This window comes from Brucella sp. NBRC 113783 (genome assembly GCF_040372265.1).
GTDB classification, from domain to species: Bacteria; Pseudomonadota; Alphaproteobacteria; order Rhizobiales; family Rhizobiaceae; genus Brucella; species Brucella teleogrylli.
This window is the reverse complement of record NZ_BAABRX010000003.1, coordinates 724,219-746,130: the sequence shown is the minus strand read 5'-3', so window position 1 is coordinate 746,130 and position 21,912 is coordinate 724,219. Positions and strand designations below refer to the sequence as shown.

Sequence of the window (21,912 nt, the reverse complement as noted above, 5' to 3'; positions counted from 1 at the left end):
TCGAACAGGTCCAACCAAAGGATTTTTCCAGTTATGAAACAATATTCAGCTTTGATCTTCGATCTGGATGGAACGCTGATCGATAGTGCGCCGGACATCACCGCAGCGGTGAATGTCTATATGGTATCCAAGGGCTGGCCAGCACTATCCGTCGAATATGTCGAAACCTTTATCGGCAATGGTCCACGCCGCCTGTTGAAGGACATATTCATTGATCAGGGCCTGCCCTTTGACGATGCAACCGTGGATGCTGCGGTTCAAAGCTATATTGAAAACTATCATCGCAACCCGGCCGAGAAGACACGTTTCTTCAGCCACGTTCGCGAAGATCTGCAAAGCCTGCATGCTGCCGGTTTCAGGCTGGGCATCTGCACCAACAAGCCCCACGCCTTGACTCAGGAAATTTTGAAAATCCTCGAGCTCGATCGCCTCATCGAGGTGGCGCTTGGTGCAGACGCGGTGCCAGCCTGCAAGCCCGATCCTGGCCATCTGCGCGCCGTTGTCGAGCGCATGAATCTTAACGGTGCCAACTGGGCCTATGTGGGTGACACCAATGTCGACAAGGCGACGGCGGAGGGCGCGGGGGCCACTTTCTTCGTCGTGCCGTGGGGCGGTGGAGCGGATGTAAATGTCGAGCCGCATCAACGGCTTGCGCGTATCGCCGATCTCATGGAGTATCGTTCACATTAAATAGTGGGACGACGAAGGAACCAATTTCATGACGGTTAGCCTGTTACAGCGCATATTCCATGAAACAGACGGAATGGGGGCCGCCGAACGGCGTATCGCCGAATTTGTGAGCACGTCTCCTGGCGAGGTCATTCATATGAGCATGGCCAAATTGTCCGAGCGCTGTTCGGTCAGTGATCCGACCATCATGCGCTTTTGCCGCCGATTCGGTTTCGATGGCTATCAGGATTTCAAGCTGCATCTGGCACAAAGCCTCGTTCCTTCTGCACCCTTCGCCTATGAACAGATCATCCCCAATGACGGCATAGAGAATATTGTCCGCAAGACCTGTCGCAATTCCCTCAACGCCATCCAGCGTGCTCTGGAGGATCTCATTCCCCAGCAGGTTGAACAGGCTGCCCTGCTTTTGCGCGATGCCGCATGGACCGGTATCTACGCCAGCGGTATTTCTGAAGTCACAGCGATTGATGCCGAACACAAGTTCCAGCGCCTCGGCATGCGGTGTGCGGCGGTCATGGGGCGCAAGAAGCAGTGGATGCATGTCGAAGGTTCGCGACCGCACGAAGTCGCGCTGATCTTTTCGCAGTCTGGTCACACCAAGCAGATGGTGGAGCTGGCCATTGCAGCAAGAGCGGGGGGCGCGCGTGTCGTGTCGATCACCGCAGCCGAAAGTCCGCTCGCCCGTGTCACGGACGCGCTGATTGCCGTTCGTCCCTACGATCAGACCGAGTTGATGACACCGCTCGCATCGCGCCTCAATCATCATCTCGTCGTCAACATGCTCGTCACGGCAATTGCAGTGTCAAGCGGCAGCGAATTTCCCGATCAACTGCCAGCCCTCGATTCCTGGCTGACAGACAAGATACGGGACTAATGATCTAAACAACCGCCGCAGTCGTCCACAACGGCTCCGGCCAATCGGCAGGAAAGACAAATGTCCGCAGAGCAAAATGAAGCCAAGAAAGTCGCAGGTCGCCGGGTCATTGAGGAATTTGTGCGAGACGGCATGAAGCTTGGCCTTGGATCGGGAACCACCTCGCATTTCTTTGTGCGTGAGCTAGGGAAATATGTGGCTGATGGCATGAAGCTGACCTGCACCACGACGTCACGTTCGACGATTGACGTCGCGCGGGAAGTGGGTATCGCCATTACGGATCCAAACGAAATTGGCGAGATCGATCTCACCATCGATGGGCCGGACGAGATCGACCGCCAGTTCAACATGATCAAGGGCGGCGGTGCGTGCCTCTTGTGGGAAAAGATCATCGCACATGCATCAAAGCAGATGATTACGGTTTGCGATGAAACAAAAATCGTCGACACGCTCGGGGGCTTTCCTCTCCCCGTGGAGGTTGTGCAGTTTGCGTGGAAACAGACTGAGCGGATGGTGGATCGCATTTTGCACGAACATGGAATTACTGCCGAGATCGCCCGCCGCATGCGTGACGGTCAGCCTGTGGTAACCGATAGCGGCAATTTCATCCTTGATTGCAAATGTGGCGCGATCACCAAACCGGCTCCCCTCGAAACTGAACTCAACCGCATACCCGGCGTCGTCGAAAATGGCCTGTTTACAAGAGAATCCGCCGGTATGGTGGTCGGTTGTTTCGACGGCACATCCTACGTCAAGTTGCGATAATCTAGTAAAACTTCAAATGGACTGACGTGGCTGGATCCTGTCTGGGCTCCAGATAATCCTAATTTGCGCCGAAAATTGGCATAAGATGACGATTCTTCGGTTTGGGAGGTGCCGTTTAACCTGAATTTTCCTGAATCAGCTTGACAAGCTTGCTGAATATGTAGTGAAACTATATATATGCACTTTGGGAGGTGAATATGGGTATCGATCTTAAACTCAACCGGCGCCACGTTCTGGCAGGGGGGCTCGCACTTGGAGCGGCGGCATTTGCCGGCCGCGAGGCATTCGCGCAAGACCGGGTCTTTCTGCCGTTCAGCAACAAAAGTCTTGACTACTATTTTTTCGTTATCGAGGAAGAGGCGGTAAAGCGTGCTGTCGAAAGCCGCAAATGGTCGTTCCAGGCAACCAATGCCAATTTCGACAATACAAAGCAGCTCGAACAATGGCAGAGCCTGATGCTGTCCCAGCCTGTCGGTCTGGTTGCCGATCCGATTGATAGCCAGGCGATCGTGAGCGCGATCCGCCGCTACAATCAGAAAAAGATACCCGTCGCCATCATCGATACGCCTGCAGATGGCGGGGATGTCGCTATCACCGTCAGCTTCGACAACTATCAGGGCGGTGTCATGGCCGCACGCGAGATCATCGATCGGTTGACCAAAAAGCACGGTAGCCCGCGCGGCAAGGTCCTCAATTGCTATGGAGCACTTGCGAGCGTCGCCTGGCGTCAACGCAAGGAAGGAATGGACGCCGAATTCGCCAAGTATCCTGACATAACCTATATCAGCCGACCCACCGAAGGTCAGCTTGATCAAATGCTTTCCGTAACGTTGTCGACGCTTTCCGAACATCCCGATCTTGATGCCGTTCATGCTCCCAGCGACTCGCCCGCACGCGGCATCACAACTGCCCTGCAGCAAAAGAATCGCTGGAAAAAGGTCGGTGAGGAAGGCCACGTGATTTTCGTCACCATCGATGGCGAGCCGGTTGCAGTCAGAGGCATTCAGGACGGTTACATGGACGCCTGCGTGTCACAAGACCCTATTGCCTATGGTGAGATTGCCGTGGAACTCTTGGAAAAGCACGCAATGAAGGGCGAGGAAGTGCCGCTTGGCGCGTATGAAAATAAGAAATATTTTTGGGAGAAGGGCGAGATCGTCAAGGGTGATACCGGTCCAACCCTCATCATTCCACCTTTCGTCATCAATGGCGACAATGCTGCCGACAAGCGCCACTGGGGCTACGTCGCAGAAAAGGAATGGGGCGTTCCTTATACCTGATCGTGACATACGACGCCCGCGCAACAAGGGTGGGCGTCGTTTCGCATGTGATTGGCGTGCGGTCGCAGGCGGCGGAGAAGTATCATGACAAATATCCAGACAAATGGGCGCGAAAAGGATGCTGGCAAAAGCAACATTGCCTTGCGTGTCGACAACGTTACCAAACGATATGGAACCTTTACGGCGTTGCGCTCCGTTAGCCTCGATATTAATCGCGGCAGTATCCACGGACTGCTCGGCGAAAACGGCGCCGGCAAAAGCACGCTAGTTGGTATCATCTCTGGGCAGCGCGCACCCAGCAGCGGAACGATCTATCTCGATGATAAACCGGTGCATGGCGCAGACGTTAAGGCCATGGAAGAAGCCGGCGTGTTTCTGGTCACGCAAGAGCCTATGATTATCGATCACATCTCTGCCGCCGAGAATCTGATGCTAGGCATTTGGCCTTCCCGAGGCGGCTTTGTGCGTTGGAAGAAGCTGAAGACAGATGCCGCACGAATGTTGAAAGATTCGGGAATTGATCCAACCGTCAATGCCGGCAGGCTCAACGCCGTTGCAAGGCGCAAGCTCAATATCCTGCGCGCCATGTTCTCAGGCGGTAAAGTCATCATCCTCGATGAACCGACTGCCGCCCTTACCGTTCCCGACCGCAGGCAACTGTTCGATTTCATGCGTCAGTTGAAGAGCGAAGGCGTCACCTTCATTTTCATCTCGCATTATAATGACGAGATTCTCGAAATCTGCGATGCGGTTTCCGTCCTGCGCGACGGCTTTCTTGCCGGTGGCAGCCAGGATGTGCAGGCGATGACGTCCGAGCAACTATCCGAACTGGTGCTCGGGCGCGGCCTCGACCTGTTTCAGCGCGAGCGCAAAATCTTCGGTTCTCAAACGTCGGCAATCAGTCTGCGCGGTGTTATCGCCCATCATGTCGATCTCTATGAACTTGATATCCGGCCAGGCGAGATCGTCGGTTTTACCGGCTTGCCAGGTGCCGGCGCAAAAGAACTTGCGCGGGCGATATTCGGCCTCAACCGTGCGAGGGCTGGAACGATCAGTTTTGACGGTGGACCACAGGAAAGTCTACCGCAGCATCCAAAGGCAGCTTTCAGCAAGGGTGTCGCCTATCTGTCCGACGATCGGCGCAAGGATGGCGTTGTTGGCCATTTATCGATCGCTGAAAACATCGCACTGTCCTCACTCGATCGGCGTGCGTTCCTGGGTTTTGTCAAACGCGACCAGGAAGCGCGTCTTTGCGGCGGATATTTCTCCAGTATGGGTATCAAGGCGCAAAGCGCTGCCGCAGCAGTGGATACGTTGAGCGGTGGTAACCAGCAGAAAGTATGCCTCGGTCGTGTTCTTGCGACACAACCAAGGCTTCTTATCCTCGACGAGCCGACACGTGGTATCGATGTCGGCGTCAAGCAGGACGTTTTGCGCATCATCGATGAACTCAGCAACAAGGGCGTCAGCGTTATCATTGTCTCGACCGATACGGACGAATTGGTGCGCGCAGTCGACCGTGTCTGCGTATTCCGCCAAGGCTCCATCGAGGAGATCGTGACCGGCGACTACATCACCACCGACAATCTGCGCCGCCTTTCACAGGCGTGAGCGCAACATCGGTAAAGGAATAAGAGAAATGAGCACTGTCATGACAGCCACTGCGGCCAAAGAGGTCAAACCTAACGAAAAAGCGACACATAAAATCGTCGGCTGGGTTCTCCACAATGTGGTGTGGATCTGGCTGGTGGCGCTAGTCCTCGGTTTCGGGCTGTTCAATGAGTTCTTTCTGACCCTGATGAACATGCAAAACATCACGGTGCAGGCGACGGTTCTCGGAATGCTGGGACTGGCCGTAGCCCTCCCGCTGCTCGTGGCGGAGATTGACCTGTCGATCCCAGCTAATCTCGGATTTTCGTCTGCAATTGGAGCACTGGCCTATTCCTATCTCGGAATGCCCTGGTTTCCCGCTATGCTGGTTGGTGTCGCGGTTGCAACGCTCATTGGCTTCTTCAATGGCCTTTGTATCACCAAGCTGCGAATGGTCTCGCTCATCCAGACGCTATCGATGATGATCATCCTGCAAGGCGCGCTCCTGGCGCTGACGCAAGGCAAGACCCTGACAAATCTGTCCGACGGATATGTCTGGATCGGTCAGGCATCGGTTGCCGGATGGCCCGTTATGCCGTTGATTTTCGTTGTCGCTCTGATCGCGATCGGCGTCCTGCTACGCATGACCATTCTTGGACGTTCCATCTACGCAGTTGGCGGTAACCCGCAGGCATCCAATTCCGCAGGTATTCGCGTGGACCGTATCAAGATTATTGCCTATACGATCTCCGGCTTCCTAGCAGGTGTGGCTGGATTCCTACTTGCCTCGTGGCAGATGGCGATCACTTCGAACCAAGGCTCCAGCTATCTTCTTTATGCGATCGCCGCACCGATCATCGGTGGCGTCAGCGTTTTCGGCGGACGGGGAAACGTGGTTGGGATTCTTGGAGGCGTTCTGCTTCTTACCGTCATTCAGGTCGGACTGGCGATCATCAATATACCCTCCTTTTATGTCGGCATGATTGGCGGCTTCATGATCTTTATCGCTGTTGCCATCGATGCAATCAGGGTGCGCTACTTCGCCTGACCGGCCTCGATACTGCCTGCAGGAACTAAACAAACATGCCTGATCTCGTCGCAAAACTCCGCCATATCGTCGGTCGTCGCCATGTCTTGATCGGCGATACGCAAACCCGGCGCTTTCGCCAGGGATATCGGTATGGTGGAGGCAAGGCTCTTGCAGTCGTGCGTCCGGGCACGCTTCTGGAGATGTGGCATGTGCTTGAAGCATGCCACAAGGCGGGAACGATTATCATTTGTCAGGCCGCAAATACCGGACTGACCGGCGGTTCCACGCCGGTACCGGAAGGCTACGATCGGCAAGTTGTCATCATCAATACGATGCGCCTACGCCGCCTTGATCTTATCGCCGAGGGCGCGCAAGTCATTTCGCAACCCGGCGTCACTCTTGATCAGCTTGAAAAGTCACTGCGTCCCGTCGGAAGAGAGCCGCATTCGGTGATCGGCTCTAGTTGTATCGGTGCTTCAGTTACTGGTGGCATATGCAATAATTCTGGCGGGTCACTGATAAGACGTGGACCAGCCTATACGCAACTTGCCCTGTTCGCCCGAATTGATGCCAATGGCGATTTAAAACTGGTCAATCATCTGGGCATCGATCTGGGGAAAACAGCTGAGGAAATACTGAGCAGACTGGATAAAGGTGATATTCCTGCTGCCAACGTAGACCAATCCTCGAATCTTTGTGCCTCGGATCACGAATATTGCAATCATGTGCGCGATATTTCGGCCACCACGCCGGCGCGTTACAACGCCGATCCACGTAGGCTCTATGAGGCCTCGGGATCGGCAGGCAAGCTTGCAGTATTCGCATTGCGGATCGACACATTCCAAGCTGACGACAAGACACAGGTTTTCTACATCGGTTCCAACGATCCAGGAGAATTGGAAAGCATTCGTCGCGATATGCTTTCAACCTTTGAAAATCTCCCCGTCGCGGGCGAATATATGCATCGCTCAGCTTATGATCTGTCACGACGCTACGGCAAGGACCTATTCCTATTCCTTCAAGCTTTTGGTACAGACAAGATCCCCTTGGCTTTCGGCATCAAAAGTCGTTTTGACGGCATAATAGAAAAGCTTCGTCTCGGCAGCGCAATCAGCGATCGCATCTTGCAATTCGTAACCGGTCTGTTACCCGATCATCTGCCAACCAGGCTCAACAGTTTCCGAGATGGTTACGAACATCACCTGCTTTTGAAAATGGGAAACGAGGGTATCGATGAAGCGCGCCGCTATCTGGCCGAACGCTTTCCAACCTCACATGGAAATTACTTTGAGTGCACCGACGAAGAAGGCAAGGCGGCTTTCCTCAATCGGTTTGCTGTCGGCGGGTCGGTAGTTCGGTATCGCGCTGTTCATGCAAAGACAGTGGAAGATATCGTAGCCCTCGATATTGCCTTGCCGCGCAACGCGCTCGACTGGTTCGAACGTCTGCCTGCCGAACTCGAAAAGAAAATCGATGTCACCATGTACTGCGGCCACTTCTTCTGCCACGTTCTGCATCAAGAATATCTGGTCAAGAAGGGGCAGGATTGCCAGGCTTTGAAAAAGGACATTCTTGCCCTGCTGGAGCAACGCGGAGCGAAGTACCCCGCTGAACATAATGTGGGGCATATGTATGAGGCTGAGGAATGCCTCAAGCAGTTTTATCGGGACCTGGACCCCACCAACACCTTCAATCCGGGGATAGGCCAAACAAGCCGTCTCTTAAATTGGCAGGAAGCCGGACATCATTCGCGCTGTTAGTCAGTTTGTTGAATGAAAAGGTAAATCCGCGCCAATTGGTCGAATGCTTTCCTTTAAGAAAAGCAAATTCCTGATGCGGCTATTTTCGGCCTCACAACACCTGTCTTTAAGCGAAGAATGCAATGCGACGTCTCATGCTGTTAGACGATCGGCGGTCGCTGGAGAATCGTAACATTTTTGCAGTCGAAGTATGACTGCGCGCCCATCACAGCTAAACGAACAGGAGAATGCGTTACGATTCTTGACTGGCAATCAAATTAGCTGCGACCGATAGGGGAACTTCTTTCTGTTGCCAGACAATTCAACCTCCCTTACCAATGTAGGAGGACACGCCCGCCAATCATGCCGAGAAAGCCTGTGATGGCGATGCCGAGCGTGTACCAGATTGCAATAAACGGCATTCCGGATTCTGGACAGTGTAGTGAATAGATAAGAACTCCTACTGCGCCAGCAACGATACCGGCGACAAGACCGGTCAGAGCAGGATCGGCCGGAGCAAGCCGCCGCATGGCAGTAAGCAGAAATCCGAGCATGGGAAGAGCTATGAGAACAATCAACCACGGACAGACCAACGCTGTCCGCCCCCATATCAACACCTCTGCTTGTCCGGGCTCGGCGTTCAGCAGCTGGATTGATGCAACGCCTGCAAGACAAGCCAGAAGTATCGCCAGCGGCAACCAGTGCAATCCCGTGCGAACGGGCCGCGACAAGGTGAATAATGCGGGCATCAGTATCAATAAAAGCAGGACTGCGTAGCCGAATTTCATCCAATAGGCTGCCGTCGTCATCGCCAACAACAAATCCTGACGCACGCCAAGGAAAACCAGCATAATCGCAAGCCCGCATACAATGCCTCCCGTCGCATAGCGCAAGAAAAGCTGGCGCATTGCATGAGGGCCAACCGGTTTGACATCTGCTGTCAGCTTGTCGATCAGATCATCGGTCATGCCCTTTGCCTCCAAATCTTTTCGCTATTGTTGCAAGACCGCGGTGGATGGCGACTTTGACCGCGCTCTGGCTCAAGCCGGTGTCACGTGCGGCTTCATCTATGGATTGTCCCTCGATTTTTACTTTGCGGATCAAACCTGCCGTGCGTTCGGAAACACCGCTCAACATCCGGTCCACATCCATGCGCGCATCGGCGGCTTCAGCATCATCGGACACAGGAACATCCTCTTCCAGAGGTGTAGCAGTCTCGCGCCCGTGACGGCGTAGATGATCGACAAGCTTGTGATGTGCAATTCCATTCACCCAAGGTAGAAACGCCATGCCTCGATCATAGGTTATGCGTCGGGTATGGATCGCCAGCAAAGTCTCCTGAATAAGGTCCTCCGCTTGCGATTTATCGCCGAAAAGACGCCGTAGAAAATAAGGTTTCAGTCGGCGCGACAAATCCTCAAGCAAGGTCCGATAGGCTGCCTTGTCTCCGTCGAGCGCCAATATCATCAGTTTTTTCAACCTCTCTTCGTTCGAATAGGTCAGGTTACAACTCCCAATCACCGGCATATTCGTGAAAGAAGCGGAAAAGGTTACATTTTCCAATGAGGTGATCACATCGCCGTGATCGGTGTAACCATTTGCCTCTGCCTGTCGAAACTCCTCCTGTTACGCGCCGCTGGCGCCCAGATGAACAGGAGTATCGTCATGACCATCAAACAGAACATCATCGTCCTCCCTGCGCTCGCCCTGCTTGCCGCTATATCTTTCACGCCGGTTTCTTTCGCGCAAGACGCGATGAAAACCGACACCATGAAGTCTGACACTATGAAGAAGGATTCCATGGGCAAGCATGACGCCATGAAAGGCGACGCCACGCATAGCGATACAAAAAAGAAAATGAAGAAACATGACGACAAAGCGATGAAGAGCGATGCCATGAAACAGGACGCGATGCAGTCCGACTCCATGAAGAAGCCACAGTAATTGTTCTGGCCCGCCAGTCTTCCCTCACGATTGGCGGGCAAATTACCGGAGCGCAACATCATGAAACAGCTCGTCTATCGCCAGCGTCTGCTGACGCGCCTCACACACTGGATTTGGGCTGCAAGCCTCTTCTTTCTGCTGCTGTCCGGGCTGCAGATATTCAATGCGCACCCTACGCTCTATCTCGGCAACGAATCCGGTTTCGACTATGATAATGCCATTCTGGCAATTTATGCCGTCGATGGCGAAAGCGGCCCTGAAGGTCGTGTCGATATCTTGGGTAAAAGCTTCCAGACAACCGGTTTTCTCGGCGTATCGGGAGCCACAAGCGCTCCCGACTATCAGGCATTTCCCCCAGCGTTGACCATTCCATCCTATCGCGATCTGGCAGCCGGACGTGTGGGTCACTTCTTCTTCGCCTGGGTTCTGGTGGGCACGCTCATGCTATGGCTGGTCGGCAGCATTCTGAACGGGCATTTGAAGGACGATCTGTTGCCATCTGCATTCGATATACAAAGCCTACCCCGTGATTTTCTCAACCATCTCAAGTTTCGCTTCCAGCATGGGAAAACATACAATCCTATGCAGAAACTGACCTATTGCATGGTGTTTTTCGGGCTTTTCCCGATGGTTATAATTACGGGGCTGGCCATGTCTCCCGGCATGGATGCCGTACTGGCGCTGACGGAATGGCTCGGCGGACGCCAGACAGCCCGCACTCTTCATTTTGTAGCCGTTTTCCTGCTTTGCGCATTCGTCGTCATTCATATCGTGATGGTGCTTGCGGCAGGTCCGTTCAACGAAATGCGATCGATGATTTCTGGTTGGTATCGCGCCGATCTTCCGAAAAAAGACGAGGACAGGCACCCATGAGCAAGCTGAATCTTTCCAGGCGAAAGTTCTTAACTTTTTCCGGAGCCGCAGCTTCTTCCATTATGTTGAGCGGTTGTGATGCTTTCGATTTTGTTGGCAACAACGAAAGCGCTACACGGCAAGTCCTCGAAAAGGCGAACGATCTGACCTACCTCATTCAACGGCAACTGCAGGGACATAATGCACTTGCAAGGGAATATGGGGAAAGCGAGCTGCGTCAGGGTCAAAAACCGAATGGTGAAACCAATCCTGCAACGGAAGAATATGAAGCACTTCGCGCAGCCGATTTCTCAGACTATGTTTTGCAGGTTACAGGTCTCGTGGAAAAACCGACAAGTTTTTCGCTAGAGCAACTGCGCAACATGCCAGGGCGCACCCAGATCACCCGCCACGACTGCGTGGAAGGCTGGAGTACAATCGCCAAATGGACAGGCGTCCCCTTGAGCCAGATTCTCGATGTGGCACGCCCCACGTCATCCGCGCGCTTTGTCGTCTTCCACTGCTTCGATAGGGTAGACGGCGCGAAAGGGGCAGCGTCATGTTATGGCAGCATAGATCTCATCGACGCCCGCCATCCGCAGACTATATTGGCCTACGGTCTCAACAATCAGGCCCTTCCGGTGGAGAACGGAGCTCCGCTTCGTCTGCGCGTAGAGAGACAACTTGGATACAAGATGAGCAAATACATCAAGTCGATTGAGCTTGTCTCGAGTTTCGCAAATATTCAGGGTGGGAAAGGCGGATACTGGGAGGATTATGGATATGATTGGTACGGTGGGATATGAAGCGTTGAAACCGCCCGAGCCACTAGTCAATAGAAGCTGTTTTGAAAGGCCCAATTGGCACCACTAGCAGGTAATTCAGGCCCATATCGATCTGTGCGGAACCAAGCCAAATGGCGCTGTATTTGATCCATAATTGGGTCGAAAGATGTGTAAGGCCGCTTTTGAGCTTATACTCCAAAAGTCGCCAGCCCGTTCACGGTCCCGTTCCAGTCATTCAAAGGCTGATGGCCAGCGGCTCATGTCCGTTCGCTGAAATACAGTGAACAGAACTACTTGCAGATTTGTATATGTATGGGTTCTTCTTCGCTGCTACCCAGTTCCATACATTGCTGTTTCGAACAGAAAGTCCAGCCTCCACTCGTCTTGCCAGACGCAGCAAGAAGGATTTCCGGCCTAGGAGGAATGGCCGGGTGATAAACATACCAACCATCTTTCAGAACCGCATCCGCTGGCGGATCCATCCCCGCGCCGGAGCCCTTGATGCGGGCTTCCGACAAGACCAGCCCCTGAGATGAGACATTCCAGGACTCCTGCCATGGCACTTTCTCGACGCTGTGCGTCCATGAGAGAACAAAGCTCGTGGCGGCGATTTTCAGTACGCCGCCAGCCGTTGCAATGCATACCGCCATCAACCGGATGTCGCGACAACGGAAGGCCGCGACCTCCAGAAATGCCACGCAAGAAAGGCCGTACAGGCAGCAAAGCCGAGTTCATCGCTATACGGATATGTCGCGAGCATGAGCGCAATAGCAGCAAACGCCCATATGCGCTCCCATATGTTCAGCGGCGTCCGAAGATGACCGATCGCGGCTGCGCCCCAGAGCACGATACTAAGAAGCGCCTTGATGAACATATAGGCGAATGCAGGCCAGAAGCCGAATTTTTCTGAAAGCGGTCCGCCCTCTTGGAGCATGATGACCGGTTCATACACCGCCATGAAAGGCACGGCGAATCCCGCGACTGCGATCCGGATCGCCTGCATGCCGATCTTCATGCCGGACTCGCGCGCAATCGGCGCTGCCGCAAAAGCAGCAAGCGCTACCGGTGGAGTGAGATCCGCCATGATGCCAAAATAGAAGACGAACATGTGCGACACCAGAAGTGGTACTTCAAGGTGCAGAAGCGCAGGCCCCGCGATCGACGATGTGATGATGTAATTTGGAATGGTCGGAATGCCCATGCCAAGCACAAGACACGCCAGCATGGTTAGCACCAGAGAGAAAAACAGTGAGTTTTCTCCAACACTGACGATCACGCGCGCGAAAGTCGACCCGGCTCCGGTAAGCGCCAGAACACCGATGATGACGCCAACAAGGGCGCAGGCGATACCGACGGGGAGCGCGTTCTTTGCGCCTTCAGCGAGACTTTGAAGACAAAGGCTGAGCGTTTCGCGACCGCCTCGCACTAGAAAGTTAATCGCTACCAGAAGCGCGACAAGCACAATGATAAGCGTTATCCCGCGCAGACTGTAGCCGAAAATGTTGAAGGTTGTACCGAAAGCCGCTCCCGACATAACGCCGAGTGCAACCCAGAACAACACGCGCAAAGGCGTCGACATGGGGCCGGAAATCGGCACGCCCAGAATGATAAGGGCGGTCAGGCTGAGGCCGACAGTGCCAGCAAAAAGTGGCGTATAACCGGAGAAAAGCAGCCATACCAAAGCGATCAGTGGTAAAACAAGAAACCAACGTTTTCGGATCGCCTCAAGAGCGCTGGGCATTTCGCTTTTGTTGAGACCTTTCATCTTGAGACGCCGCGCTTCAAGATCCACCATCACGAAGACAGTGATGAAATAGAGAATTGCCGGAACGATTGCTGCTTTGACGATCTCGACATAGGGCAGACCAAGCGTTTCGGCCATGATAAAGGCGACTGCCCCCATGACCGGCGGCATGATCTGGCCACCCATTGACGCCACCGCTTCGACGCCACCCGCAAAGGCGGGGCGGAAACCTGAACGTTTCATGAGAGGAATGGTAAAGGCGCCGGTGGTCACGACATTGGCGACGCCGGACCCGTTGATTGTTCCCATCAAAGCTGAGGAGATGACCGAAACTTTTGCGGGGCCGCCTCGCGATGCGCCGACCGTGCCCATCGCAATGTCGTTGAAAAGCTGGATCATGCCAGCGCGTTCAAGAAAAGCCCCGAACAGGATGAACAGAAAAATATAGCTCGACGAGACATAGATCGGCGTGCCGTAAATTCCCTCGGTTCCCAGGAACAGAACCTCGACCACCTGCTCGAAATCATACCCGCGATGATTGAATGGCTGCGGCAAATATTGGCCGAACAAACCATACGCCAGAAATATCGCGCAGATGAGCGGCAAGGTCCAGCCCATCATCTTCTTTCCCGCCCAAAAGACGAGTGCGATGACCAGAATACCGATTACAATATCCGGCGTGTTGGGTTCGCCCGCCCGGATCACAAGGTCGTCGTAGAAAACCCAATGATAAAGGCTAAGCGCGAAGGCGAGGATTGCCGCCAGCCAGAACGCCGCCCGTTTCGCAGCCGTCGTGCTCGCATTGGCGTAAAGGCCGAAGAGAAGCAGCAGCAGAAATCCGACATGGACCGAGCGGACCACCTGACTGGGCAATGGGGAATAGGCGGAAGTCCAAAGCTGAAAAACCGAAAAAGCCACGGCAATGGCAAAGAGGACTTTTGCTCCGGTGCCTGCACCCCAGGCAGGAATATGTTCGGCCGATTCTACGGCGCTGTTCTCGCTCTGCGTCATGGACAAACCTTCATCCGTTTATGCATGTTGGAAACAACGGTTTCGGAAACGACGCCATGAAGAAGAATCGGGCCTCAACCGCCAAAAAGGGGGACGGCGCCCGAGATTGTTACGCGGGCGCCAACCGACGAAAGAGCTCAAACCAGCCTATTCGATGCCTTTTTCCTTGTAGTAACGCAATGCGCCGGGGTGGATCGGGACGGGTGACACAATGGTACTTTTGTCGAGCTTGATCGACTTGGCCGAAGAATGGGCGGCAGCCAACTGGTCAAGATTTTCAAACAGACCCTTGGTCATCTGGTAAACCAGCTCTTCGTTCAGATCAGGGCGAACGATCAGATAGTTGATAACAGATGCGGTGGTGACATCCCTGTCCTGTCCGCTGTAGGTATCCGCCGGTATCGTGTTGACCTGATAAGGCGCGCCGATTTTCTCGATGATGTCGGCGGGAACCTCAACAACGTTGATGTCCACAGAGTTGGCGAGGTCGCGCAGCGAGGCGACGCCAAGTCCGGAAGATTGCAAGGTCGCATCCAATTGGCGGTTCTTCATCAGCTCGACAGATTCTGCAAAGGGCAGATATTCAATCTTGCCGAGATCGTCATAAGAAAGTCCGGCAGCCTCCAGAATGGTGCGCGCATTCAGTTCGGTTCCCGATTTGGGCGCGCCGACGGAAAGACGTTTTCCTTTGAGATCGGCCAATGTCTTGATGCCGGATTCCTTGGAGGCGACGATCTGGACATAATTCGGATAGATCGCGGCAAGGGTGCTGAGATTGGTGAGCTTCTTTTTAAAGCCCGCAGCTTCATTGCCTTCATAAGCGTCGCGCAGGGAATCTCCCAGCGTGAATGCGACTTCCCCGCGACCGCTATTAATTAGGTTGATATTCTCGATGGACGCCTTGGTCGCCTGAACCGAGGGGCGCACATCGGGAATGCTCGAATAGATTTTTTCCATCGCAACCCCGAGCGGATAGTAGACGCCGCTGGTGCCGCCCGTCAGAATATTTACAAATTCTTCAGCGCGTGTTTGCGTTACACCGACGGCTAATCCTAGAGCCATGGCCAGACAAACAGTAGGTTTACGATTAAAAAATTGCATGCTTCCTCCTCACCTCGAAAGATACCGCTGGACTTTCAGTTCAGCGGTCAGACAAAAGTCTATGCAGAATGCTTTTCTGCCATATTCGAAAATGTCCTCCCACAGACTTGCCGAACGCTACAGCATTCTTTTTAAAATCCCAAACTGTTTTGGAAATCTGACGTCATCAATATAGATTCGTGCTTTATAAAGCAGCATACGAAGCCGAAATATCGCTGATACTATATATATAACGTATTGTATTTATTATCAATAATAATAATATTTAGATGGGAATCAAATATATAAATTTAATAATTTCAATTATACATTGAATAAGTGGCGAAAATTTCAATTTTGCTGAATGGGTAATTCTTTCAGGGCGGCAGCAGCGATCGAAGACCGATAGAGCGCTTGACAAGCGATAGCTAGCTTTTCATGCTCCAAGACATAATTTGAACAAAATTAACGAGGGAACGGAGAGAAACATGACAGTGAGAAAGTTCAGTCGTCGAGCAGCATTTGCTGTTGTTGCAGGCATGGTTGCCGTTGGAACGGGCATTGCTTTCGCGCAAACTCCTGCGTTTTTTCGCATCGGCACCGGTGGAACGGCAGGCACCTATTACCCGATCGGTGGGCTGATCGCGAATGCTATTTCCGGTGCCGGGGATAAAGGTGTCCCTGGATTGGTGGCCACCGCTGTTTCATCCAACGGATCGGTCGCCAATATCAACGCGATACAATCTGGTTCACTGGAGTCTGGCTTTACGCAGTCGGATGTTGCTTACTGGGCTCACACTGGCACTGGCTTGTATGACGGCAAGGGCAAGGTCGAAGATCTGCGTCTGATCGCCACACTTTATCCTGAAACCATACATCTGGTAGCGCGTAAAGATGCAGGGATCAAATCTGTTGCCGACCTTAAGGGGAAGCGCGTTTCGATTGATGAGCCGGGTTCTGGTACGATTGTTGATGCTCGGATCGTTCTTGAGGCCTATGGCCTGAGTGAAAGTGACGTGAAAGCAGAGCATTTGAAGCCAGGTCCGGCGGGCGAGCGTCTGAAGGATGGCGCGCTCGATGCTTATTTCTTCGTTGGTGGATACCCCACGGGAGCGATTTCGGAACTTGCTACATCGAATGGCATTTCTCTTGTTCCGATTTCTGGCCTCGAGGCTGAAAAGATCAGAGAAAAATACACGTTCTTCTCACAGGATACCGTGCCAGCGGATACCTACAAGGATGTTGGACAGACAGAAACGCTCGCCGTTGCGGCCCAGTGGGTGACGAGCGCAAAGCAGCCGGATGAACTGGTCTACAACATCACAAAAACTCTCTTCAATGATGCAAGCAGGCAGGCTCTTGATGCCGGTCACGCAAAAGGCAAGCTTATCAAGCTTGATACAGCAACCACCAGTCTTGGAATTCCGCTGCACCCGGGTGCGGAGCGGTTCTACAAGGAAGCAGGTGTTCTCAAGTAAGCCTATCCTTTCCAAGTGGAATGAATGGACGCGTTGAAACAGTACTCCGAGATGCGGGCACCAGACCGGTGCCCGCGCAAGGATGGGTTTCATGATATCCAGATGGATATGAAACTAACGAGGGCTGGTGTGGTGAACGGACAAGAAACGAAACTTTCGCCCATGGAATTGGATGAGGCCAAAGCGCGAGAGCTTGAAGAGCAGTTCGATTCCGAGATACGGTTTCGCCCGCTGGCACCGATTGCCGCTCGTATCGTCGGGTTCCTGCTCATCGTTTTATCTTTGTTTCACTACTATACTGCGGGTTTCGGCCTTTTGACGGAAATGGTGCATCGCGGGATCCATCTTTCCTTCGTGTTGGGCTTGGTTTTTCTCGTCTTCCCCTTTTCGCGCAAAGGTTATGATCAGCCTGAAACCTCTTCGCTGCTAAGGCCTCTCGGTATTTCGATCATTGACTGGACGTTGGCGATTATCGCTGTTGTGGCAGTACTCCACGTCCCTTTAATACCGCTTGACGATCTTGCTTTCCGGGTTGGCAACCCGACCACCATAGACGTTGTTCTTGGAGGTTTGTTGGTCGTAGTGCTTTTGGAGGCGACACGGCGTTCGGTGGGCTGGCCGCTGCCCATTATCTCAATTCTGTTCATGCTTTACGCGCTCTATGGACGCTACATGCCCGGCATATTGGTTCATCCAGGTGCGTCTGTAAGCCAATTGATTGATCATCTTTATCTGACGACACAGGGCATCTATGGTATCGCGCTCGGCGTCGTTGCCACCTATGTCTTCCATTTTGTCTTGTTTGGTGTTTTCGCGACCCGTATCGGTTTGGGCCAGTTGTTTCTTGATTGTGCAGCCTGGGTGGCAGGGCGCTTCGCTGGCGGACCTGCAAAGGTCTCGATTTTTGGATCCGCGCTGTTCGGTATGATCTCTGGTTCTTCAGTCGCCAACACGGTCACGGTGGGTTCTTTGACTATCCCTGCAATGATCCGGCTTGGATATAAAAGGCATTTCGCGGCAGCGGTGGAATCGGCATCCTCAACGGGGGGGCAAATTACGCCTCCGATCATGGGCGCAGCTGCGTTCCTGATGATCGAGTTTCTCAACTTGCCTTATACGACTATCATCCTGGCCGCTATTGTGCCGGCCTTTATGCATTTTTTCGGTGTGTTGATGCAGGTTCATTTTGAGGCCAAGCGCAATGGTTTGCGCGGCATGACCAGGGAGGAGTTGCCAGATCTCGGTGAGGCCTTTAAGCGCGATTGGCCGACAGTCATTCCACTCGTGGTGCTGATTGGTGTGCTGTTGTCCGGCTATACGCCTTATCTCGCGGCCTTCTGGGGGATAACCTTGTGTATTGCGGTCGGCCTTCTTAATCCCCGCAAGCGCATGACGGTGGGGGAGATACTAGACGGTCTGCGAGACGGTGCGAAATACGCTCTTGCCGTTGGTGCAGCGGCGGCTACTGTCGGCATTATAGTGGGCGTGGTGACGCTCACTGGGGTTGGTTTCAAAATTTCCTATATAGTAACATCGACAGCCGCCCAGCTCGCTGGTTTTTTTGGGACGATCCTGCCAGTCACTTGGTTTGGACCGCAGAGTCTCACACTCCTTTTTACGCTCATAATGACCGGAATTGTCTGCATCCTCATGGGGTGCGGCATTCCGACAACGGCGAACTACATCATTATGGCCACGATTGCCGCACCTGCTCTGGGGCTTCTGGGTGTGGAGCCTATCGTCGCGCATTTCTTTGTATTCTATTACGGCGTTCTGGCCGACATAACACCACCGGTGGCGCTCGCCGCCTATGCAGCTGCGGGTATGGCGGGGGCCGATCCATTCAAGACCGGTAATACCGCGTTTCGCCTCGGATTGGGCAAAGTATTGGTGCCATTTGTCTTCGTTTTCTCGCCGTCCCTGTTATTGGTAACATCCAATTTCAACTGGCCTGACTTCTTTATAGCGTTTTTCGGTTGCGCCATCGGTATTACCGCACTTGGCGCTGCGCTCTCTGGCTTTTTGTTGGTGAGAACAAAGCCTTGGGAGAACATCCTGATGATCTTGGCGGCGGTTCTATTAGTCGCACCGGAGATTTACTCATCGATGATGGGCTTGCTAATGTTAGTTCCGGTTGGAATTCGGCAATTTTCTGGGTTAAAGACAGCAAAGATGCCTGAAGCCCACTGAAGCTCTTCCATCCAATGCAAATTGCGATGCCCCATGTTACTCTGCCCGCAACCCTCACGATATATATTGTGCCAAATGTTGAATATGACGATGGATACTGCGGTCAGTAGAGAAAGAATTGTGGCGAGAGTTGGCGATAGGACGCCGCATCTCCCGAGACAGAATTTTGACTGGCAATCTGGAAATGCATGCAAGGGCAGATGCTTTTGGCAAATTGAATGACTTTTTGTTTTTGTCTCAGGTGGTAATGCGTAGTTCGATGTTAGCATCAATTCGAGAGCCCTTTGCATTGAGTTCAAGTTCTGGTATGAATTGTTCACACCTGATATGATGCATTGCTAAAGAGAAGAAGAATGGCCAACATCGAAAAACGCACGATTAGCCTTCCTAGTGAGCAGGCAGCCTTCATCGAATCCAAAGTCAAGAACGGTGATTACGCTTCAGTCAGTGAGGTTGTTCGTGCTGGTATTCGAGCATTAAGAGAGCGGGATGAAGTGATTGAACGGTGGTTAAATAATGCGGTTTCTGCATCTTACGATGCGATGAAATCAGATCCATCCCGTGCGGTGACCGTTGATTCTGCCTTTGCCTCAGTTCGTAATCGACATGCTGAACGCGTGAAAGTTCGCAAGTGATCTGCAGATCCGTAGTCTTGTCCCCGGAAGCGGAAACAGATCTTGTGGCTCTTTATGATTGGATAGCCGAAAGAGCATCGCCTGATACCGCACTTGGATACATTGATAGGCTCGAGAGCTATATACGCGGCTTCGACTACGCTTCTGAACGTGGCACTTTGCGGAACAATATACGCGAAGGGCTGCGAACCGTTGGGTTTGAACGCAGAGTAACGATCGCGTTCAATGTCACTGCGCAAGAAGTTATTGTGCTTGGCTTATTTTATGGTGGCCAAAATTGGCAGGAAGCCTTATCTGAGCACTGAAACCGTGATCGTCGTTCTTGACTTTTACTCGGCATAAGAGGGGCTTGATGCGGATACTTATGATCTTGACTTTGAATCAGAAACATAAATTTGCCACTCAATTTGCTCCGCTTACGAAATTCGGGACATATCCGCAAAAACGCTCTGCCGATCCGGAATTGCGTTTAGAAGGCCTCGAAGTTTGAATTGAAGGCGTCACATCGCTTGCCAAAAAGAATACCACGGCGGTCAATGCGTGAAATGTCGAAGTCAGCTTGTGAACAGATTATTGCACTGCCGTTGCTGGGGACGAGGGGCGGGTAGGCTCGGTATTCCATGGGCCGCTCTCGCATCGGCATGATCACGACGAGCCATAAGGCGTGATTTTCGTCTCGGTGACGCTAGACTGAAGGCGTTTGAAAGCTAAGGGAGGAATTCCGATGCCGAGATTTCTGGCTGTTTATACGATTAATTCTGAAGACCTCGCATCCTTTCGACGCCTGTCAAAAGCGGAGCAGGATGCGGTCGATGCGAAGGGAATAGCACAGTGGAGGGCATGGGAAGAACGGCACGCTGCGGTCATCCTGGATCGCGGCGGCATGGTGGGGAAGACGACGCGTGTGACGAAGCAGGGGATCGCTGAAGCCAAGAATCCGTTTTGCGGTTATCTTGTGGTGGAAGCTGAAACGGCGGACGCTGCGGCCAAGCTATTTCTGGATCATCCGCATATTACGGTGTTTCCAGGTGATGGCATTGATATCATGCCTATTGTAACCTGATTTTCTAATTGTCCATCGCTGCCGAACCGGGCCGATCAAGCGGGGCGTTCGGTCAAGGCAGCGCTTATCCTGGATTAACGCCAGAGAAGGGATGAAGCGGACACTCGAAATGCTATAACCTTGGTGACTTAAATGACCCATCCCCACGACCGGCATTGTCCTCGCGCCATTGGCTTGGGGTGACGCCTTCCCATACGCGGAAGGCGCGATAGAAGGAGCTGGTGTCCTGATAACCGAGCAGATAAGCGATTTCCTCGGTGTCGTTGACTCCACTGGCCAACATGTCGCGACCCAGTTCCTGCCGCGAGGCTTCCAGCAGGTGCCGGAATGAAGTGCCCGCCTCGGCAATGCGCCTTTGGAGAGTTCGCGCGCTGAACCCCAACGCGTCCGCCACATCGGCCAGTTCCGGCTTGCCGCTGGCCAGCCTACGCTTGAGCACGATCTTGACCTGTTCGGGCAAGGAGCTTTGCGCGTCGATCTCCTTTAACGCGCTGGATAATGCCGGTGTCAGAATGGCCAGTAGCTCGGGATTGTGCCCCGCAAAGGGCCGGTCGAGATTGGCAGCGTCGAGGACCAGAACATTGCGCGATGAGTTGAAGATGACCGGAGCGGCGAAATAGTCCCGATGAGCTTGGCCCAGCGGCCCGGAGCGGGTCATCTCCACCCGGATCGGCTCGATATGCCGGCCGGTGCCGCGTCGTCCCAGCTCCAGTATGGCGGCAAAGGTCACATCGGCTGCTGCATCCGGCTCCAGTTCGACGGCATGGATCCAGTCCACCAAAACCTGCGCTTCGCGGCCTTTTTCGACGAGAGTGAGTTCCTCGGGCGTGCAGAGCCGTTTGAACCGGGCCAGACGCACAAGACCATCGCGAAAATCCCTGGCGAAGAAGGCCGACATAGTGGCTGGCGGATGCACGGATGTGTCGGTCTCGATGGTCAGAGTCAGGCCGATCGCTGGATCACCGGTCAGCTCTTCAAGGGCACGCCAGAGCGCAAAGTATTGTGCCGTCGTCACCCAAGCGTCGTCTGAGACGTGCAATGTCACCGGCAGCTTTGCCTGTCGGAGCAATGCGGCGGGCGGGATGCGGGCGCGCTCTACAGCGCGCCAGAAGGCGTGAGGAATCTTGCACTTGTCGACAGGGAACCTGGACATGATAACCTC

General features: G+C 53.4%; 21 protein-coding genes. 15 read left to right on the top strand and 6 right to left on the bottom strand.

Annotated features, from left to right (window positions below; all coding sequences use genetic code 11):
- Positions 1-33: 33 nt before the first annotated feature.
- From ABWW11_RS14075 to dld, 7 genes are all read left to right on the top strand, one after another.
- On the top strand, positions 34-690 hold the full coding sequence (locus ABWW11_RS14075; protein ID WP_078341183.1) for an HAD-IA family hydrolase: 657 nt from the start codon (positions 34-36) through the stop codon (positions 688-690).
- Positions 691-718: 28 nt separating this feature from the next.
- The gene (locus tag ABWW11_RS14070; protein ID WP_078341184.1) at positions 719-1,564 is read left to right on the top strand and encodes a MurR/RpiR family transcriptional regulator; all 846 of its coding nucleotides are present in this window, start codon (positions 719-721) and stop codon (positions 1,562-1,564) included.
- Positions 1,565-1,624: 60 nt separating this feature from the next.
- Entirely contained in the window at positions 1,625-2,329 is a 705-nt protein-coding gene (gene rpiA / locus ABWW11_RS14065) for a ribose 5-phosphate isomerase A (RefSeq protein WP_109365716.1), read from the top strand.
- Positions 2,330-2,526: 197 nt separating this feature from the next.
- Positions 2,527-3,609: a sugar ABC transporter substrate-binding protein gene (locus tag ABWW11_RS14060; RefSeq protein WP_109365717.1), complete on the top strand. Its 1,083-nt coding sequence runs from the start codon at positions 2,527-2,529 to the stop codon at positions 3,607-3,609.
- 84 nt (positions 3,610-3,693) lie between these two features.
- Positions 3,694-5,220, top strand: a complete 1,527-nt coding sequence (locus tag ABWW11_RS14055; RefSeq protein ID WP_109365718.1) for a sugar ABC transporter ATP-binding protein — start codon at positions 3,694-3,696, stop codon at positions 5,218-5,220.
- A gap of 28 nt (positions 5,221-5,248) precedes the next feature.
- Positions 5,249-6,247, top strand: coding sequence for an ABC transporter permease (locus ABWW11_RS14050; protein WP_109365719.1), 999 nt, complete (start codon positions 5,249-5,251; stop codon positions 6,245-6,247).
- Positions 6,248-6,282: 35 nt separating this feature from the next.
- Positions 6,283-7,989, top strand: a complete 1,707-nt coding sequence (dld, locus tag ABWW11_RS14045) for a D-lactate dehydrogenase (RefSeq protein WP_109365720.1) — start codon at positions 6,283-6,285, stop codon at positions 7,987-7,989.
- 311 nt (positions 7,990-8,300) lie between these two features.
- On the opposite strand, the gene ABWW11_RS14040 is transcribed toward dld, so the two are convergent.
- Both ABWW11_RS14040 and ABWW11_RS14035 read right to left on the bottom strand, forming a co-directional pair.
- Complete coding sequence (locus ABWW11_RS14040; RefSeq protein ID WP_109365721.1) at positions 8,301-8,936, bottom strand: NrsF family protein; 636 nt, start codon at positions 8,934-8,936, stop codon at positions 8,301-8,303.
- Positions 8,926-9,435, bottom strand: coding sequence for a sigma-70 family RNA polymerase sigma factor (locus tag ABWW11_RS14035; protein ID WP_029926457.1), 510 nt, complete (start codon positions 9,433-9,435; stop codon positions 8,926-8,928). The genes ABWW11_RS14040 and ABWW11_RS14035 overlap by 11 nt, the downstream gene beginning before the upstream one ends.
- A 198-nt stretch (positions 9,436-9,633) precedes the next feature.
- On the opposite strand from ABWW11_RS14035, the gene ABWW11_RS14030 reads away from it, so the two are divergent.
- Genes ABWW11_RS14030 through ABWW11_RS14020 form a run of 3 tightly spaced genes read left to right on the top strand, consistent with a single transcriptional unit; the run spans position 9,634 to position 11,570 of the window.
- Positions 9,634-9,912: a pentapeptide MXKDX repeat protein gene (locus ABWW11_RS14030; protein ID WP_109366388.1), complete on the top strand. Its 279-nt coding sequence runs from the start codon at positions 9,634-9,636 to the stop codon at positions 9,910-9,912.
- Between the two features lie 60 nt (positions 9,913-9,972).
- Positions 9,973-10,785, top strand: coding sequence for a cytochrome b/b6 domain-containing protein (locus tag ABWW11_RS14025; protein ID WP_109365722.1), 813 nt, complete (start codon positions 9,973-9,975; stop codon positions 10,783-10,785).
- Positions 10,782-11,570, top strand: a complete 789-nt coding sequence (locus tag ABWW11_RS14020; protein ID WP_109365723.1) for a molybdopterin-binding protein — start codon at positions 10,782-10,784, stop codon at positions 11,568-11,570. The genes ABWW11_RS14025 and ABWW11_RS14020 overlap by 4 nt, the downstream gene beginning before the upstream one ends.
- A 269-nt stretch (positions 11,571-11,839) precedes the next feature.
- On the opposite strand, the gene ABWW11_RS14015 is transcribed toward ABWW11_RS14020, so the two are convergent.
- The 3 genes from ABWW11_RS14015 to ABWW11_RS14005 all read right to left on the bottom strand — a co-directional run bounded on the left by ABWW11_RS14015 (position 11,840) and on the right by ABWW11_RS14005 (position 15,405).
- Positions 11,840-12,199: a DUF1850 domain-containing protein gene (locus ABWW11_RS14015; RefSeq protein ID WP_109365724.1), complete on the bottom strand. Its 360-nt coding sequence runs from the start codon at positions 12,197-12,199 to the stop codon at positions 11,840-11,842.
- A complete protein-coding gene (locus ABWW11_RS14010; RefSeq protein ID WP_109365725.1) occupies positions 12,199-14,304 on the bottom strand; it encodes a TRAP transporter permease in 2,106 nt (701 codons plus the stop codon). Before ABWW11_RS14010 ends, ABWW11_RS14015 begins: the two co-directional genes overlap by 1 nt.
- Before the next feature lie 147 nt (positions 14,305-14,451).
- Positions 14,452-15,405, bottom strand: coding sequence for a TAXI family TRAP transporter solute-binding subunit (locus ABWW11_RS14005; RefSeq protein ID WP_319080256.1), 954 nt, complete (start codon positions 15,403-15,405; stop codon positions 14,452-14,454).
- A gap of 467 nt (positions 15,406-15,872) precedes the next feature.
- Here ABWW11_RS14005 and ABWW11_RS14000 point away from each other — a divergent pair, with 467 nt between their 5' ends.
- The 5 genes from ABWW11_RS14000 to ABWW11_RS13980 all read left to right on the top strand — a co-directional run bounded on the left by ABWW11_RS14000 (position 15,873) and on the right by ABWW11_RS13980 (position 20,750).
- A complete protein-coding gene (locus ABWW11_RS14000) occupies positions 15,873-16,862 on the top strand; it encodes a TAXI family TRAP transporter solute-binding subunit (RefSeq protein ID WP_124915703.1) in 990 nt (329 codons plus the stop codon).
- 108 nt (positions 16,863-16,970) lie between these two features.
- The gene (locus ABWW11_RS13995) at positions 16,971-19,052 is read left to right on the top strand and encodes a TRAP transporter permease (protein ID WP_319080289.1); all 2,082 of its coding nucleotides are present in this window, start codon (positions 16,971-16,973) and stop codon (positions 19,050-19,052) included.
- A 353-nt stretch (positions 19,053-19,405) separates the two neighbouring features.
- Positions 19,406-19,687 carry a type II toxin-antitoxin system ParD family antitoxin gene (locus ABWW11_RS13990; RefSeq protein ID WP_109365726.1) on the top strand — a complete coding sequence of 94 codons (282 nt, stop codon included), beginning with the start codon at positions 19,406-19,408 and terminating at the stop codon, positions 19,685-19,687.
- Positions 19,684-19,992 carry a type II toxin-antitoxin system RelE/ParE family toxin gene (locus ABWW11_RS13985; protein ID WP_109365727.1) on the top strand — a complete coding sequence of 103 codons (309 nt, stop codon included), beginning with the start codon at positions 19,684-19,686 and terminating at the stop codon, positions 19,990-19,992. Before ABWW11_RS13990 ends, ABWW11_RS13985 begins: the two co-directional genes overlap by 4 nt.
- Positions 19,993-20,411: 419 nt before the next feature.
- Entirely contained in the window at positions 20,412-20,750 is a 339-nt protein-coding gene (locus ABWW11_RS13980) for a hypothetical protein (protein ID WP_109365728.1), read from the top strand.
- A gap of 112 nt (positions 20,751-20,862) precedes the next feature.
- Here ABWW11_RS13980 and ABWW11_RS13975 read toward each other — a convergent pair whose 3' ends face one another.
- Positions 20,863-21,903 carry an AraC family transcriptional regulator gene (locus ABWW11_RS13975; protein ID WP_109365729.1) on the bottom strand — a complete coding sequence of 347 codons (1,041 nt, stop codon included), beginning with the start codon at positions 21,901-21,903 and terminating at the stop codon, positions 20,863-20,865.
- Positions 21,904-21,912: the final 9 nt, after the last annotated feature.

Excerpts from the sequence above, each read along its gene's own strand:
- ABWW11_RS14075 (WP_078341183.1), top strand. The coding sequence starts at position 34 with ATGAAACAATATTCAGCTTTGATCTTCGATCTGGATGGAACGCTGATC.
- ABWW11_RS14070 (WP_078341184.1), top strand. The coding sequence starts at position 719 with ATGACGGTTAGCCTGTTACAGCGCATATTCCATGAAACAGACGGAATG.
- rpiA (WP_109365716.1), top strand. The coding sequence starts at position 1,625 with ATGTCCGCAGAGCAAAATGAAGCCAAGAAAGTCGCAGGTCGCCGGGTC.
- ABWW11_RS14060 (WP_109365717.1), top strand. The coding sequence starts at position 2,527 with ATGGGTATCGATCTTAAACTCAACCGGCGCCACGTTCTGGCAGGGGGG.
- ABWW11_RS14055 (WP_109365718.1), top strand. The coding sequence starts at position 3,694 with ATGACAAATATCCAGACAAATGGGCGCGAAAAGGATGCTGGCAAAAGC.
- ABWW11_RS14050 (WP_109365719.1), top strand. The coding sequence starts at position 5,249 with ATGAGCACTGTCATGACAGCCACTGCGGCCAAAGAGGTCAAACCTAAC.
- dld (WP_109365720.1), top strand. The coding sequence starts at position 6,283 with ATGCCTGATCTCGTCGCAAAACTCCGCCATATCGTCGGTCGTCGCCAT.
- ABWW11_RS14040 (WP_109365721.1), bottom strand. The coding sequence starts at position 8,936 with ATGACCGATGATCTGATCGACAAGCTGACAGCAGATGTCAAACCGGTT.
- ABWW11_RS14035 (WP_029926457.1), bottom strand. The coding sequence starts at position 9,435 with ATGATATTGGCGCTCGACGGAGACAAGGCAGCCTATCGGACCTTGCTT.
- ABWW11_RS14030 (WP_109366388.1), top strand. The coding sequence starts at position 9,634 with ATGACCATCAAACAGAACATCATCGTCCTCCCTGCGCTCGCCCTGCTT.
- ABWW11_RS14025 (WP_109365722.1), top strand. The coding sequence starts at position 9,973 with ATGAAACAGCTCGTCTATCGCCAGCGTCTGCTGACGCGCCTCACACAC.
- ABWW11_RS14020 (WP_109365723.1), top strand. The coding sequence starts at position 10,782 with ATGAGCAAGCTGAATCTTTCCAGGCGAAAGTTCTTAACTTTTTCCGGA.
- ABWW11_RS14015 (WP_109365724.1), bottom strand. The coding sequence starts at position 12,199 with ATGGCGGTATGCATTGCAACGGCTGGCGGCGTACTGAAAATCGCCGCC.
- ABWW11_RS14010 (WP_109365725.1), bottom strand. The coding sequence starts at position 14,304 with ATGACGCAGAGCGAGAACAGCGCCGTAGAATCGGCCGAACATATTCCT.
- ABWW11_RS14005 (WP_319080256.1), bottom strand. The coding sequence starts at position 15,405 with ATGCAATTTTTTAATCGTAAACCTACTGTTTGTCTGGCCATGGCTCTA.
- ABWW11_RS14000 (WP_124915703.1), top strand. The coding sequence starts at position 15,873 with ATGACAGTGAGAAAGTTCAGTCGTCGAGCAGCATTTGCTGTTGTTGCA.
- ABWW11_RS13995 (WP_319080289.1), top strand. The coding sequence starts at position 16,971 with ATGAAACTAACGAGGGCTGGTGTGGTGAACGGACAAGAAACGAAACTT.
- ABWW11_RS13990 (WP_109365726.1), top strand. The coding sequence starts at position 19,406 with ATGGCCAACATCGAAAAACGCACGATTAGCCTTCCTAGTGAGCAGGCA.
- ABWW11_RS13980 (WP_109365728.1), top strand. The coding sequence starts at position 20,412 with ATGCCGAGATTTCTGGCTGTTTATACGATTAATTCTGAAGACCTCGCA.
- ABWW11_RS13975 (WP_109365729.1), bottom strand. The coding sequence starts at position 21,903 with ATGTCCAGGTTCCCTGTCGACAAGTGCAAGATTCCTCACGCCTTCTGG.